The organism is Aridibaculum aurantiacum, assembly GCF_017355875.1.
GTDB lineage: Bacteria > Bacteroidota > Bacteroidia > Chitinophagales > Chitinophagaceae > Segetibacter > Segetibacter aurantiacus.
Window position 1 is genome coordinate 75,195 of record NZ_JAFEWC010000003.1, and the last position, 14,828, is coordinate 90,022.

Annotated in this window: 12 protein-coding genes; 6 read left to right on the forward strand and 6 right to left on the reverse strand. The window is 42.3% G+C overall.

Annotated features, from left to right (window positions below; translation table 11 throughout):
- Positions 1-18 precede the first annotated feature (18 nt).
- The 5 genes from J4N22_RS14180 (at position 19) to J4N22_RS14200 (ending at position 6,651) form a co-directional block, all read left to right on the forward strand.
- Entirely contained in the window at positions 19-999 is a 981-nt protein-coding gene (locus tag J4N22_RS14180) for a TerC/Alx family metal homeostasis membrane protein (protein WP_207495622.1), read from the forward strand.
- A gap of 15 nt (positions 1,000-1,014) precedes the next feature.
- Positions 1,015-3,474, forward strand: coding sequence for a bifunctional UDP-N-acetylmuramoyl-tripeptide:D-alanyl-D-alanine ligase/alanine racemase (locus J4N22_RS14185; RefSeq protein WP_207495623.1), 2,460 nt, complete (start codon positions 1,015-1,017; stop codon positions 3,472-3,474).
- Between the two features lie 224 nt (positions 3,475-3,698).
- The gene (locus tag J4N22_RS14190; RefSeq protein ID WP_207495624.1) at positions 3,699-4,820 is read left to right on the forward strand and encodes an inorganic phosphate transporter; all 1,122 of its coding nucleotides are present in this window, start codon (positions 3,699-3,701) and stop codon (positions 4,818-4,820) included.
- Positions 4,821-4,822: 2 nt separating this feature from the next.
- Positions 4,823-5,797 (forward strand): arsenosugar biosynthesis arsenite methyltransferase ArsM, encoded by a 975-nt coding sequence (arsM, locus tag J4N22_RS14195; RefSeq protein WP_207495625.1) that lies wholly within the window; start codon positions 4,823-4,825, stop codon positions 5,795-5,797.
- Between the two features lie 173 nt (positions 5,798-5,970).
- Positions 5,971-6,651, forward strand: a complete 681-nt coding sequence (locus J4N22_RS14200; protein ID WP_207495626.1) for a lipoprotein signal peptidase — start codon at positions 5,971-5,973, stop codon at positions 6,649-6,651.
- Between the two features lie 319 nt (positions 6,652-6,970).
- On the opposite strand, the gene J4N22_RS14205 is transcribed toward J4N22_RS14200, so the two are convergent.
- Entirely contained in the window at positions 6,971-8,491 is a 1,521-nt protein-coding gene (locus tag J4N22_RS14205) for a hypothetical protein (RefSeq protein WP_207495628.1), read from the reverse strand.
- A gap of 157 nt (positions 8,492-8,648) precedes the next feature.
- Positions 8,649-9,647, reverse strand: coding sequence for a 2-hydroxyacid dehydrogenase (locus J4N22_RS14210; protein ID WP_207495629.1), 999 nt, complete (start codon positions 9,645-9,647; stop codon positions 8,649-8,651).
- A gap of 184 nt (positions 9,648-9,831) precedes the next feature.
- Here J4N22_RS14210 and J4N22_RS14215 point away from each other — a divergent pair, with 184 nt between their 5' ends.
- Complete coding sequence (locus tag J4N22_RS14215) at positions 9,832-10,269, forward strand: response regulator (protein WP_207495631.1); 438 nt, start codon at positions 9,832-9,834, stop codon at positions 10,267-10,269.
- A gap of 19 nt (positions 10,270-10,288) precedes the next feature.
- Here J4N22_RS14215 and J4N22_RS14220 read toward each other — a convergent pair whose 3' ends face one another.
- The 4 genes from J4N22_RS14220 to J4N22_RS14235 all read right to left on the reverse strand — a co-directional run bounded on the left by J4N22_RS14220 (position 10,289) and on the right by J4N22_RS14235 (position 14,714).
- Entirely contained in the window at positions 10,289-10,957 is a 669-nt protein-coding gene (locus J4N22_RS14220; RefSeq protein ID WP_207495632.1) for a hypothetical protein, read from the reverse strand.
- A 7-nt stretch (positions 10,958-10,964) separates the two neighbouring features.
- Positions 10,965-11,306, reverse strand: a complete 342-nt coding sequence (locus J4N22_RS14225; protein WP_242692239.1) for a PadR family transcriptional regulator — start codon at positions 11,304-11,306, stop codon at positions 10,965-10,967.
- A gap of 190 nt (positions 11,307-11,496) precedes the next feature.
- A complete protein-coding gene (fumC, locus tag J4N22_RS14230; protein WP_207495634.1) occupies positions 11,497-12,891 on the reverse strand; it encodes a class II fumarate hydratase in 1,395 nt (464 codons plus the stop codon).
- Positions 12,892-13,016: 125 nt separating this feature from the next.
- Positions 13,017-14,714 carry a vWA domain-containing protein gene (locus J4N22_RS14235; protein WP_207495635.1) on the reverse strand — a complete coding sequence of 566 codons (1,698 nt, stop codon included), beginning with the start codon at positions 14,712-14,714 and terminating at the stop codon, positions 13,017-13,019.
- Between the last annotated feature and the right edge of the window lie 114 nt (positions 14,715-14,828).

Here is a 14,828-nt window from a genome sequence, read left to right on the forward strand (position 1 = left end):
TGCACTCAATTTTTTTCAATGACTGATAACGAAATCACGTACCTCATATTCGGGATCGTATTGGCTCTGTCAATGATCCTCGATCTTGCTTTTCTTACCAAGGCCAATACCACCATCACCTTACGAAAAGCATTTTACCAATCAATATTCTGGGTGGCTATTTCTCTTGCATTCTGCGGCTTCGTGTGGTACGAGCTGGGAGGAATTGTAGGAATGAAATTCCTGACGGCCTATCTCATGGAGAAGAGCCTGAGCATTGATAACATCTTTGTGTTCATTCTCATTTTTACATTCTTCAAAGTAAAAGAAGCAGATGCTGCACGTGCCTTATTTGTTGGGATCATACTGGCAATCATTTTCAGGGTGGTATTCATTTACCTGGGAATAGAACTGATAGAACGCTTCCACTGGTTGTTATACGTGTTTGGCTTCTTCCTGTTGTATACAGGTGCCAAGCTGTTCTTCAAAAAAGATGAAGAAGAATTCGATCCGTCAAAGTCGCTCATCTATAGATGGGCAGGAAAGATCTTTAGGATAACCAACGTAGAGCCGAATGGCCGCTATGTAATTAAGAGCAAGGGGAAGATCTTCTTTACCACCCTTTCTTTGGTGGTGGTCATGCTGGCTGCAATCGATATTGTTTTTGCGTTGGATAGTATACCAACAGTTGTGTCGCTGGTACGCGAAAAAGCCAATGTTCCTTTTTCTGCCGATGATAAACTGGTGATCTATTCATCCAACATCTTTGCAGTTCTTGGTTTGCGCAGCCTGTTCTTTTTATTAAGAGGAGCAGTAAATAAGTTCGACTTCCTTCAGCAGGGTATTGCCATTGTGCTTGTTTTTATAGGTGTAAAAATGCTGATCGAATTCTTCGATATCCATATATCTATCTACATCTCGTTAGCTGTTATACTGGTTTGCTTGTTAGGTTCTATCCTTTACTCAATGCAAGTAAAACGGAAGGGTACGCCTAAAGAAGTGGACGACGGAACTTTATAATTGTTTGCTGCCATCATGTATCCTATTTCTACCATTGCCGAGGTATTGAATGCCCGTTCAGTTCTTGCTGAACCGGGCACTGCTATAGAGCACCTGCTTACCGACAGCAGGCGGCTGGTAATGGCAGCAGCTACATTATTTTTTGGAATAGAAACCAGCCGCAGAAATGGAAGCGATTTTGTAAGCGAGTTGTATGCTGCAGGTGTAAGAAATTTTGTAGTAAAAAATGAATTTGATCCATCACCGTTTCCTCTTGCAAATTTTGTTTATGTAGACGATCCTTTAGTGGCACTGCAACAACTGGTGGCATGGCACAGGCGGCATTTCAACCTGCCTGTTATAGGCATTACCGGCAGTAACGGCAAAACCATAGTAAAGGAGTGGTTGTACCAATTGTTATACGCTGATCAGAATATTGTACGCAGTCCTAAGAGCTTCAACTCGCAGGTGGGTGTGCCGCTAAGTGTGTGGCAGCTAAACGAGCAACACACGCTTGCTATTTTTGAAGCAGGTATATCGATGCCGGGTGAGATGTCAGTGCTGGAGAATATTATTAAACCTACCATTGGCGTACTAACCAATATTGGTGAAGCGCACGGGGCAAATTTTGCCAGTAAGCAAGAGAAGCTACAGGAGAAGTTTCAATTATTTGCCGGGGCCAAAATGATAGCCTGCAACAATGGAGATGCGTTGATTGAGAATTACCTGCATGAACACCAGGAGGCAAATGTTTTTACCTGGGGATATAAAGGGAAAGATCTGCGATTGCTATCGGTAGAGAAAAAAGGCAACCAGTCATTATTGGTAGCTGAATATAAAAATGCTGAGGTTTCTATCACCATTCCTTTTTCTGATAATGCATCTATAGAGAATGCTATTTCCTGCTGGTGTATACTGTTGCTGATGGGCGTACCAAATGAAGTCATCAGCAGGCGCATGCAACTGCTGCAGCCGGTAGAGATGCGGCTACAAATGAAGCGTGGCATCAACAATTGCTCTATCATTAACGATAGTTACAGCAACGATATCAGCAGCCTGAATATCGCTCTTGATTTTTTACAACAGCAAGCAGGCAAACAAAAAGCTACCGTCATCTTATCTGATCTTGGAGAATCAGGTCATGCGGTAAAACAATATTCTAAAGTGGCAGCCGCATTACTCCGTTACAAAATTGACAAGTTCGTTGGTATAGGAAACGATCTATGTTCTTTCGAAAGCTTGTTTTCCGGTTTGCCTGATAGACATTTTTTTCGCTCAGTTGAAGAGTTCAAGCAGCAGCTCCCGCTCATTACCTTTAGAGATGAAGTAATACTAGTGAAAGGTGCAAGGGTTTTTGAGTTTGAGCAAATCGGCAGCTTATTCGAGCAGCAGGTTCACCAAACGGTAATGGAAGTAAACCTTTCTGCCATGGTGAACAACCTGAAGCAGTTTCACCAATACCTGAAGCCAACTACCAAAGTAATGGCTATGGTAAAAGCATTTAGCTATGGAAGTGGCAGTGCAGAAGTGGCCAGCGTGTTGCAATATCATAAAGTAGATTATTTGGCTGTAGCCTATGCTGATGAAGGTGTGGAATTACGTAAAGCAGGCATTCACATGCCGGTGATGGTAATGAACCCTGAAGATGTTACTTTTCCAGTGCTGCTACAGTACAACCTTGAACCAGAAATGTATTCGCTTGACCTGCTAAATTCATTCTGCAGTTATGTAGAAAAGCAAGGTGTAGAGCAGGTGGGCATTCACATCAAACTAGATACAGGCATGCATCGGCTTGGCTTCGAACATGAAGATGTAGAAGAATTGCTAGCGTACCTGCAGGCTCATAAGACTCTTGTGGTGAAGTCGGTTTTCTCTCACCTGGTGGGAAGCGAGGAGCAGGAGCACGATGCCTTTACACAATACCAGGGTAAAACATTTAATGGTTTTGTACAGCGCCTTAAGCAGGTGATTGACTATCCTTTTATCACACATATATCCAACTCGGCAGCTATATTCAGGCACCCCAACATGCAGTACGACATGGTGCGGTTAGGCATTGGCCTTTACGGTATAGATACATCGGCAAGCAATGTATTGCAGCTGCAACCGGTGGCTACCTTACGAACTACCATTTCTCAGATACGAAAAGTGAAGGCTGGTGAAAGTGTAGGTTATAGCAGGAAAGGGATGCTTCAGAAAGATGCCACTATTGCCACTATACGGATTGGTTATGCCGATGGCTTTAGAAGAAAGCTCGGCAATGGCAATGGCAAAGTTTTCCTGAAAGGAGCAACAGCCCCTGTAGTTGGCAATGTGTGCATGGACATGACGATGATAGATGTGTCAGATATAGAAGATGTAAAGGAAGGTGACGCAGTTGAAATATTTGGTCCCAACCTGCCGGTGGAGCAACTGGCTAAATGGTGCGAAACCATTCCTTACGAAATCATGACCAATATAAGCCTGCGCGTAAAGCGTGTGTACTACGAAGAGTAATCTTTCACTACTTCAATCTTCTGCATTTGTACCGCTTTTCTGTCTTGAATTGGTTTGTTTCTTCGCTAATAAACTAAACCTTCAACTAAATCGTATATTGATTGTTGAATGTTTTGATTGCTTCATCTTACTACTATATCGCCATTAGCCTCTGCTTTAGTTAAAGCAACGGAAGCCAACCGCATTAATGATATTATTCCACTCAAAAGTACAGGAGGCAGCCAATGATGATAGTGATCTTTCTCTTGTTGGCTGTATTGTTCCTCACCTACTTCAATGGGGCAAATGATAACTTTAAAGGGGTGGCAACTTTATGGGGTAGTGGTACTTTATCTTATAGATCAGCATTGGTACTTGCTACTGTAGCCACTTTCGCAGGATCTATCTGCTCTTATTTTTTTGCAGCTACACTTATTAAAAATTTTTCTGGAAAAGGTTTGGTTCCGGATCATTTTATCCAATCTGTTCCATTTGCCTTATCAGTGGCATTGGGTGCTGGGACTACAGTTTTATTAGCCACGCGATTTGGATTTCCTATTTCGACTACACATAGCCTGGTAGGTGGTTTGATAGGTGCCGGTGTGGTAGCCGTTGGTACGGCAGTTAAATTTTCTACTTTAGGAACTACTTTTTTATTGCCTTTGTTGCTAAGCCCGCTGATAGCCGTATTAGCAAGCGGCTCTTTATATAGTCTATTTCATAAAGCACGTAAGGCTGCAGGTATACAAGAAGAAAGCTGCATTTGTATTGGTAAAAAATGGATACCAGTTGCGGCTATAACAAGTGGCAGCCATTTCCAATCTTTGCCTATTTTGCAAGCTACAGTAGCTACTAATGATGAATGCTTGATGCAGTACAATGGCCGTTTCCTTGGCATCAGCTTTCAGCCCTTACTGAATAATTTACATTATATAAGTGCAGGCATTGTATCATTTGCACGTGGTTTAAATGATACGCCAAAGTTCGTTTCGCTACTGCTGATCACGCAGCTATTCAACATCCCGGTTTACATTGGTTTATTAGCATGCGTTATGGTAACTGGTGGTTTATTGAATGCAAGAAGAGTGGCACAAACCATGAGTAAAAAGATCTCCCGTTTCAACCACGGCCAGGGATTTACAGCAAACATGGTTACGGGTTTCCTTGTGATAACAGCTTCAGTATTTGGTATGCCTGTATCAACTACGCATGTATCGGTAGGAAGTATTTTTGGCGTAGGCGTTATCAACCATACAGCCAATCCCAATGAAATGATGAAGATCCTTTTGTCATGGGTGCTTACACTGCCACTGGCAGCACTGCTTAGCAGCTGCTTTTACTTTATATTTAAAAACATACAGCTATAACTATGGAACAGGCTTATTTAGAAACGACAAGAAATGTATACAAGGACGCAGCCGAAAATCCTAACGTTGGCCTTTGCTGCACCACTACACCAATCTGGCAATTGCCGGGGCTAAGCATTCCTAAACGGATGCTTGAGATGAACTATGGATGCGGCAGTACGGTTAATCCTCGTGATCTTGTAAACAACCCGCGCATATTGTATGTAGGCGTTGGTGGCGGAATGGAGTTGCTGCAGTTTGCATATTTCAGCAGGCAACTAGGTGGTGTAACAGGTGTAGACGTGGTAGATGAAATGCTGGAAGCAAGCAGGCAGAATTTTGTAGAAGCGGAAAAGGTAAATCCATGGTTCCGGAGCGAGTTTGTAAACCTGGTAAAAGGTGATGCGCTTCATTTGCCTATAGAAGACAATTCCATTGATGTAGCTGCACAAAACTGCCTGTTTAACATCTTTAAGCACGATGACCTGAAGAAGGCACTTCAGGAGATGTACAGGGTGCTAAAGCCTCGGGGCAGGCTGGTACTTTCAGATCCTACATGCGAGCAGGAAATGCCGGAAGTGCTACGCGAAGATGAGCGCCTGAGGGCTCTTTGCTTAAGTGGTTCTTTGCCACTAAAGGAATACATCAAAATGATCACCGATGTAGGCTTTGGTACAGTGGAAATAAGAGCAAAACGACCTTATCGTATTCTTGATCCGGCTAATTATGCAACAGATGAGTTGATCTACATTGAAAGTGTGGAGGTGTGTGCTATTAAAGATCCGATGCCGGCAGATGGTCCTTGTGTATTCACAGGTAAGACAGCTATTTACTTTGGTAAAGATGAATGCTTTGATGATGAGAAGGGGCATGTGCTGCTTCCTAATCAACCATTGGCGGTGTGCGATAAAACTGCCGGCGCTCTTGCTGCATTTGGTCGCAATGATATCTTCATTTCTGAAAGTAACTACTTCTATGATGGCGGTGGCTGTTGCTAGTTGAAAGGGAGCAGGTGAGGCTGTAAAATAAAATTGCAAAACATAAGCGGCAGGAGAGAGGGGAAGCGCATTTCCCTTTTCCCTGCCGTTTTGTTTAGATGTTACAGACTGTATAATTGATTCAGCTATGTATGCTGTTTCCCTATCTTTGACCGCTAAATAATTTTCAATTGGTGAAGTCGCGGAATATCATCCTACTGGTAATATTGGTTTTGCTTATCGACCAGGTTTCTAAGTTTTATATCAAGACAAATTTCTACATAGGCCAGGAGATCAAGGTAATGGGCATGAACTGGTTCCGCATTCATTTTGTTGAAAATGAAGGAATGGCCTGGGGCTGGAAATGGGGTGGTGATTGGGGGAAAGTGGCGCTTACACTTTTCAGGCTTGTAGCTGTTATTGCAGGTGTTTTTATTATCCGTGATTTTATTAAAAAGAAATATCACCCCGGCTTTGTCTATTGTGCTGCACTCATTTTCGCAGGTGCCTTAGGAAACCTTATTGATAGTTTGTTCTATGGTATGATCTTCAGCGCAAGTGATCCATATGTTCAGAATGTGGCTACTCTCTTTCCTGCAGGTGGCGGTTACGCCAATTTTTTACATGGTAAGGTGGTAGATATGTTGTACTTCCCCATAATTACCAATGCGCATTTTCCTTCGTGGGTGCCTTTTTGGGGCGGAGAAGAATTTGAATTCTTTCGACCTGTTTTTAATGTAGCTGATGCTGCTATTTCAGTTGGTGTCATCATCATCCTGATCTTCCAGAATAAATTCTTCAAGCAAGAAGAGAAAAAGCAAGAGAGCACTGTAGAAACCAATGCGCCGGTGGATGATAATGTGCAGGTACTTTAAGAAAGTTGTTAGGTGTGAGTTGTTAGTTGGTAGATGGAAGCTAATAGCTGGTAGATGTAAGGGAAGAATATTTGATCTACATCATCCTATCAATAGCTTTTGAACTTTGCTAAATCTCAAACTTCACTTCTTCGGTGTCTTGCTCTTCAGTCTAGAGCTAATTCTTTTCATTTCTTTTACTGATAATCCGGCTTATTGAAGCGGCAACCTTTTGCTTCCTATTTTTGCTCGATTATCTTCTTTACGTCCTTCATATTAATGTTTAAAAAGAAAAAGGTCACCCATTTGGCGACCCTTTCAATATCATTGATCCTTTCTCTTATTGACCTACTACGGCTCTAAAAGTGCCGCCTGTAATAGGAACAACTGAGCCGGCAGCATTGAATGCATTACCGGTGAAACTGCCGGTAACTACTCTAGTGGTAGTGTTGTAGCTACTGATAGTAAAGTTGATGGCTGCTCCCGGTGTGCCTGCATTCGCCTCATATATTTCATCGAAGTTAGCATCAAGAAAAGCAAAGATGCTTCCATTGGAAGTGCTATAGTTACCAGGTGTTATTGTTCCTCCAGGAAGTAGAATTCCTGCCAGGAAAGTAGAGTCGTTAGTTGCGAAAGTATATCCTTCCAGTCTTAAGAAAGTAAAGCCCTGGAATGTTTCGATGTAAGCGGTATCCATTGGTCCATGGAAGAACCTGGCGCCCTGGCTAAACCTCCATGCAGAGTCCGCCGCTGTAGCTCCACCACCTGTACCAGAACCTGGATTGATGGTTACTTGTACAGAACAAGCTGACGTGCCGGCAGCTACACCTATGGTAGCAGTTCCCGCGCTGGTTGGTGTTCCTGATCCTGCTAATGTTACATTGTGCTGACCAGTGGTTGCAAAGTTTCCTGATCCTGAGAAGCTGATACCGCTTGCTGATACGGTGCTCATGTTATAAGCTCCCGGTGCGGTAACATTCACTTGTACAGTGATAGAATTGGTAGCATTCAAAGGTGTGCCTGCTGTATAAGTACCATTAACAGTAGCAGCTGTACATGGACCACCGGCACCTGCGAGTGTATAAGTAGCATTTTGTGTATTACCAGAAGTGACATTGATAGAGAAGCCACAACCTGCTGAAGCTGTAGTAACAGCAAAAGCTGTAGTACCTGCCGCAGTTGGTGTTCCTGTTCCTCTTAACACAATGGTTGCAGGACCTGCAGTAGCCAATACTCCACTTCCTGAGAAGGTCATGCCATTCATAGTGGTAGTGGTAAGATTGTAAGTGCCGGGGGTAGTAACATTTACACTAAGCGTAACGGTATTATTAGCTGTAAGTGGTGTACCTGCCTGGTATGTCCCCTGGATGTTTGGACTAGCACAAACGCCTGCTGTATTATTGAAAGTAAATGCAGCCGGAGTTCCACCTCCGCTTCCGCCAGATGAGTCAACTACATTCACAATAAAATTACATTGGCTGGTACCAAAGTTGACGGTGAAATTTGTAGGGATAGGAAGAATAGGACGGCCTATTGCCATCAATTTTACTGTTTGTAAACCTGCAGAAGGAAAATAACCTGAATCTCTAAAGTTGAAACCATTTTGTTGGTCGGTGGTAATACGATAGATACCTGGTGCCGTTACCTGTACCTGTACATATACATAATTATCCGCTCTAAGTGTGCTGTCTGTAACATAATTGCCGTTGATGCTAACAGGCTGACAATCTCCAAGAGAATCTTTCAATGTACCAGTTGCCAGTCCACCTGTTAATCCACTTTCTACACTTAGTTCCTTCTGGCAAGCTGCAATTACAAATATGCCCGCCAGTATTACCAATAGATACTTTAGTCTTTTCATGAAACAAAGAAAATCTTTTTTGCTGAGAGAAATCTTTCGACCTATGATTTTAATTAAAGCCTCACCGCTGCCTGCTGGCTAAAAGAAAATTGATTGAATAATCCTTCTTTAAATCTTGAAACAGCAGCCGCTCCACTCTTTTTTGCTAACCAGGATTCTAAACCAGTATAGCACCTTTTTGTGTAGGCGCATCTTGTACCAGTAAAGCATGAATGTTTTCAAAAGTTGTGGCTGCTATCTGGTGCAATGCTTCGCGTGTAAAAAAACCCTGGTGAGCAGTTATCAGTACATTCTGGAAACTCATCAATCTTCCTATTAGGTCATCTTGTATGATATCTCCTGAAAGATCGCGGAAAAATAGTTTTTCTTCCTGTTCGTACACATCTATTCCAACCTGCGATAGATGACCTGATTTGAGTGCAGCAATGATGGCAGAGGTATCCACTAAACCTCCACGGCTGGTGTTGATGAGCATACTGCCTTTCTTCATCATGGTTATAGTATCGCAATTTATCAGGTGGTGGGTCTGCTCGTTAAGCGGGCAGTGCAATGAAACAATATCGCTATGTGGCAGAAGATCAACCAGCGGAACATATTCTACGCCCATTTGCTCCAGTTCTTTGTTCGCAATTACATCGAAAGCCAATACCCTGCAGCCAAAGCCCAGCATGATCCTGCAAAAGGATTTTCCTATTAGTCCTGTACCTATTACACCTACTGTTTTACCGTGAAGATCAAAGCCGAGTAAGCCGTTCAACGAAAAATTTTGCTCACGTACCCTGTTGTATGCTTTATGCGTTTTACGGTTTAGTGTCAATATCATTGCTACTGCATGTTCTGCTACGGCTTCAGGGGAGTAGGCAGGAACACGGCAAACACGAATGCCATGCTGCCTTGCAGAATCAAGATCTACATTATTAAATCCTGCACAGCGCAAAGCAATTGTTTTTACACCGCGGGCAGCTAATTTTTCCATGACAGCGGCATCTACTTTATCATTTACAAATACACAGATCACAGGGCTATCAGCTACAAGGTCTGCAGTCTTTTTACTAAGCGGTACATCTAAAAAATCAAGTTCGTAGTTGTAGCTTTTGTTGTGCTCAATGAAAAACTCTTTATCGTATTGCTGGGTAGAGAAAAAAGTAATCTTCATGTGCTAAAGTTAGGAGCATCATCATTAACCATGTATTAATTGTATAGCATCAAAAGCAGAAACCAACCGCGTGAAATAACATGTTGGTAGTAATAGCCCATAGTAGATGTACGATTGTTTAAGAAGCTATGAGGCAATACTTTTACCCCTTCAAAAAAATGGCTTGGCTAACCCTTAAACGTCTATGGATAATTCTACACGGTTGGTTTTATTGGCTGAGGATAATAATGAAGAATATGTTGGTTTTCTTCGTGCGGTAAGTAAGCAGCCGGGTATAGAGGTAATGCGGTTGGATGATGGTTACAGTCTCTTGAATATGCTACAGACTGCCATAGAGCCCTATGCTATTTTCCTGGATGTAAACCTTAGGTATAAAGATGGCTTATCAACCTTGCGGGAGATAAGAGATATGAAGCGCTTCAACCAGGTTCCAGTGATCATGTTATCAAAGGAAGTTTATCCTCCTAACATTGAGATTGCTTATGAACTGGGAGCCACCTATTTCATAAAGAAATGCTTCGCAGGCCAGGCATTTGCTGACATATTCGATCGAATTCTTTCCAGTAGTTATTTCAACCAGGTAAAGCAGCCGCCTCTACAGGAATTTGTAATAGAAAGCTGAGACTGTTTTACTAACCCAACTAAGATGCTGGAACCAGATTCTTGAAAGCTTCAGGATACAGTTGCATAGCCTTTTTTCTTACCTGTTGGTTTACTTGAATAACAGCCAACTCCACCACTACCACTCCAACCATTAGTGCAGCAAATAGATAGTTGTTGCTAATAATAGGATTTATAACAAAGGCATAGTAAGGAAACATAAATCCAGAGATGGAGAATACGGTAGTGTACTGTGTAAGCAGAAGTGTCTTTGTTGCCTGCTTCCTCGCTTTGTACATAAATCGACCTTCCACAATACTGAAAGCGATCCATAAAGCCGACACAACTATCCCTTTGAATGTAGGATCTATAAACTGCCCCAGGAAAACGCAGGCGAAGAACACGCAAGCCGTAAAAGCGATTTTAGGTACAGTAAAAAATTGTTTTACCGCTGCCAACCAGATCCTGCGGTTGTTCTTGCACAAAGCATTTTCTCTTTCCTGTACCACTTTGGCAAAACCAAAAATGCCAAAGCGGTTGTACACCTTTTGCAGCGCATGCTCAAAAGCAAGCTTTGGATCAGCCGCCATCTCATCTTCTATACTGCTTGCCAGGTGGTCCACCAGTTCTACCTGCAGATCGTAGTAATGTACCAATTTCTTCTTGGTAAAGGCGAATAGATGCTCTATTTGTTGATCAGTTAGTGGCATGGTGAAATCAATTTGTAGTTAAGGGAAGATTTAATACAAGTTGCATTTGTTGAAAGAACGACTTTAGCTCGGCCAGTTTATTTTGTACTTCTTTTTTGCCTGCTTTGGTCAGGCTGTAGTACTTGCGTGGCCGGTTACCAATATGTTCTATTGAAACAGTCAGTAATCCATCAGCTTCCAATTTATGTAGTGAAGGATAAAGAGCACCTTCTGTGATATTTACTTCTCCGTTGGTAAGTTCTTTTACCTTCTTTGTGATCTCGTAGCCATACATCCTATCCTGCTCGCTTAGTAGCTTCAGCACAATTGTGGTTAGTGAACCTTTGAATAACTGGCTGTTTTGTTTCATGCTGCTAATATACATAAGAGAACAATACATTGGAAAGTTAGGTATGCAGAATGATGAAAAATTCTCCTCCGGTATAAAAAGACAAAAGCCGCTCAACGAGCAGCTTTTGTTTTATTAGATCCAATCTATAAATCCCAAAATCACTAAATCAGAAATCTGACATCTCAAAATCAGACATCATACATCTTCCTTATCGTCCTACCATATTACCCGGCACTACTACTTCATCAAATTCTTCCGGAGTAACATAGCCAAGTTTTACAGCCATCTCTTTCAATGTAGTTCCTTCTTTATGCGCTTTTTGTGCTATCTCAGCAGCTTTATAATAACCGATCTTGGTATTTAGTGCAGTAACAAGCATCAGGCTATTGTCAACGTGCTTTTTGATGTTTGCTTCGATTGCTTCTATACCAACCGCACATTTATCATTGAAGCTTACACAACCATCGCCAATCAGGCGTGCACTATGCAGGAAGTTGTAGATCATCACAGGCTTAAAAACATTCAGTTCAAAATGCCCCATAGAACCACCTACGTTGATGGCAACATCATTACCCAATACCTGTGCGGCAATCATAGTCAATGCTTCACTCTGTGTTGGATTTACTTTACCCGGCATGATAGAAGATCCTGGTTCATTGTCAGGAATGAAGATTTCACCAATTCCACTGCGTGGTCCTGAAGAAAGCATACGTACATCATTAGCAATTTTCATCAGGCTAACGGCTACAGTCTTCAGTGCACCATGTGCTTCTACAATGGCATCGTGTGCTGCCAGTGCTTCGAACTTATTATGAGCAGTAATGAATGGAAGACCTGTAAGATCAGCAATATGACGCGCTACATTTTCAGAATAACCTTTAGGTGTATTGATACCTGTACCTACCGCAGTACCACCAAGAGCAAGTTCAGTAAGATGTTCAAGCGTATTGTTGATAGCTTTCAGCCCATGGTCCAACTGGCTTACATAACCGCTGATCTCCTGGCCTAGTGTAAGTGGTGTTGCATCCATAAAATGCGTACGACCAATTTTCACCACGTCCATGAACTGCTCGCTTTTGGCAGCAAGAGTATCACGTAGTTTTTTTATTCCCGGTATGGTTACTTCCTGCAGGATCTTGTAAGCAGCAATATGCATAGCCGTCGGAAAAGTATCGTTGGAAGACTGCGACTTATTTACATCATCATTTGGATGAAGGAATTTTTCTTTATCAGAAAGCTGGCCACCTTTTATAACATGCCCGCGATAAGCAATCACCTCATTCACGTTCATATTGCTTTGCGTACCGCTACCTGTTTGCCATACCACCAGTGGAAACTGATCGTCCAGTTTTCCTTCCAGTATTTCGTCGCACACCTGGCCTATCAGGTCAGATTTTTCTTTAGGTAAAACACCTGCTTCCATATTAGTAATGGCCGCTGCTTTTTTTAAATACGCAAAAGCTTTGATGATCTCCTTAGGCATTTTATTGATGTCCTGTGCGATTGGGAAGTTCTCGATACTGCGCTGAGTTTGCGCTCCCCAATAAACATGAGCCGGTACTTTCACCTCGCCCATGGTGTCTTTTTCTATACGGTAATCCATACGTTGTAGTGTTTGTTTGGCGGGGCAAAGGTAGGAGATATAGATGTTCAGGTTGAATTACTTAAATTGAAAGATGCGCATGCTGCACGCATACAGCAATACACTGTAACAAATGCTTTTTTATATCAGGAGCGAAAGAAAGATCTTCTATTTTTCGTCTTTTTATACATCTTCTTGGAATGTTCAACCAACTGCACAAATTCCTGTTGCAATAGGTTTGTTTTGGATGCAGCATTGTTAACAATGTTCTCCAACATGTTCCAATCCATCGGCTTGGCAAAAGGAGATTGTTTTAGCAAGCTGCCAAACATGATAACCGCAGTTGCAAATCGTAAAGAGGAGTCTGATTTTTCAAAAGGAATTACCTGTCCATCTAAAGCAAAATCTTTGATGATGGTACCAGCTGACGATGGCAGCTTGTACGACACCTGCAAATTACCCGCAGGTTCTTTTGTTTTTGGAAGGTGGGGTTGTTCCGGTACAATTTCAAAAACTGCTAACAAAGAATGCCCGCTGCCAAGGTCGCCACCTTCTACCTGGCTGGTGCTGTCTTTTACTGCATCTCGTTTATTGTCAAAACCAATCAGTCTATAACTTTTAACCCTTGAAGAGTTGAAGCAAATATTTGCCTGTACATTGTTAGCTACAGTATAAACTGTTTGCGCAAATTCTTCTACCAGCACCTTTTCGGCTTCTTTGTCGGTGTCTAAATAAGCAAAGTTTCCGTTGCCCCTGCGTGCCAGCGCCTCCAGCTTACTGTCTTTATAATTGCCCATGCCTACACCAAGGCAGGTGAGGTAAATGCCTGATTGCTTCTGTTGACCAATGAGCTCTTCCAACTCTTTTTCCGACTGTTGGCCCACATTAAAATCTCCATCAGTAGCCAGGATAACTCTGTTGTTTCCATGAGGAATGAAATTGCTGGCGGCTATTTTATAAGCTATCCGTATAGCAGCTTCACCGGGTGTAGAACCTGCAGGTTGTAATCCTTCAATAGCATCAATGATTTTCTGTTTTTCGGCGCCACTGGTAGGTTCTAAATTGATACCTACAAGCGAACCATAAGTGATAATAGAAACTGTATCTATAGCACGTAGATTTTCGACCAACAACTTGAAACCACTTTTTATCAGGGGCAGGCGTTTGTTGTGGTCCATACTGCCGGAAACATCAATCAGGAAAACAAGGTTAGAAGGAGGCGTTCTGTCCAGGTCCAGCTTTTTTGCGTGAAGATTTAAGAACAATAACTGGTTGCCCGGCTGCCATGGACATGAGATGATGGTTGATTTTACATCTATTACTTCTTTTTGCTCTTCATCCTGGCTCGTATTAAAGTTGAAATAGTTTAGCATTTCCTCTATGCGCACTGCGTAGGGTGGAGGTTTGCTTTTGTTATTTATAAACCTTCTAATGTTGCTATAGCTAGCCCTGTCTACATGCAGTGCAAAACCAGTTTCCGGATATTCCTTTACATCCAGGAACTGATTTTCTATAGTGGCAGCATAACTTTCACCTGAAGCGGGAAGCAGAGCTTTTTCATTGGTCAAAAGGTTTTTGGTATAAGATGCCAATTGCATTTTGTTGCTGCTAATTTTCCGCGGCAGCATCTTCATTACAAAAGAGGAATAGGTTTGCGTAACGACAGGTGAAACTAGTTTTTCAAAACCTTCAAGCGTGAGAGAGATAGTGTCAATTTTCTTGGAGGTAGGAATGCCGAAGGTTCCAAGGTTGCCAGAGAAAAAAGGAACTTCACCCGTGGAGGCAAGTGTGATACGTACACCCACTAGTGGCTGCCCCTGCTGATCCTTTACTTCCCCTCGCAAGTAGTATTGGGAAAAGGAGTGGATTGGTAGTAAAGCAAGATATAAGACTACAATTACTCGCAAAGCAATCTTTGGGTTGATACGTCAGCCCATAAGATACAACGAATTCGCCTA

Bases quoted from the DNA above. Each gene is read 5' to 3' on its own strand.
- J4N22_RS14180 (WP_207495622.1), top strand. From the start codon at position 19: ATGACTGATAACGAAATCACGTACCTCATATTCGGGATCGTATTGGCT.
- J4N22_RS14185 (WP_207495623.1), top strand. From the start codon at position 1,015: ATGTATCCTATTTCTACCATTGCCGAGGTATTGAATGCCCGTTCAGTT.
- J4N22_RS14190 (WP_207495624.1), top strand. From the start codon at position 3,699: ATGATGATAGTGATCTTTCTCTTGTTGGCTGTATTGTTCCTCACCTAC.
- arsM (WP_207495625.1), top strand. From the start codon at position 4,823: ATGGAACAGGCTTATTTAGAAACGACAAGAAATGTATACAAGGACGCA.
- J4N22_RS14205 (WP_207495628.1), bottom strand. From the start codon at position 8,491: ATGAAAAGACTAAAGTATCTATTGGTAATACTGGCGGGCATATTTGTA.
- J4N22_RS14210 (WP_207495629.1), bottom strand. From the start codon at position 9,647: ATGAAGATTACTTTTTTCTCTACCCAGCAATACGATAAAGAGTTTTTC.
- J4N22_RS14215 (WP_207495631.1), top strand. From the start codon at position 9,832: ATGGATAATTCTACACGGTTGGTTTTATTGGCTGAGGATAATAATGAA.
- J4N22_RS14220 (WP_207495632.1), bottom strand. From the start codon at position 10,957: ATGCCACTAACTGATCAACAAATAGAGCATCTATTCGCCTTTACCAAG.
- J4N22_RS14225 (WP_242692239.1), bottom strand. From the start codon at position 11,306: ATGAAACAAAACAGCCAGTTATTCAAAGGTTCACTAACCACAATTGTG.
- fumC (WP_207495634.1), bottom strand. From the start codon at position 12,891: ATGGATTACCGTATAGAAAAAGACACCATGGGCGAGGTGAAAGTACCG.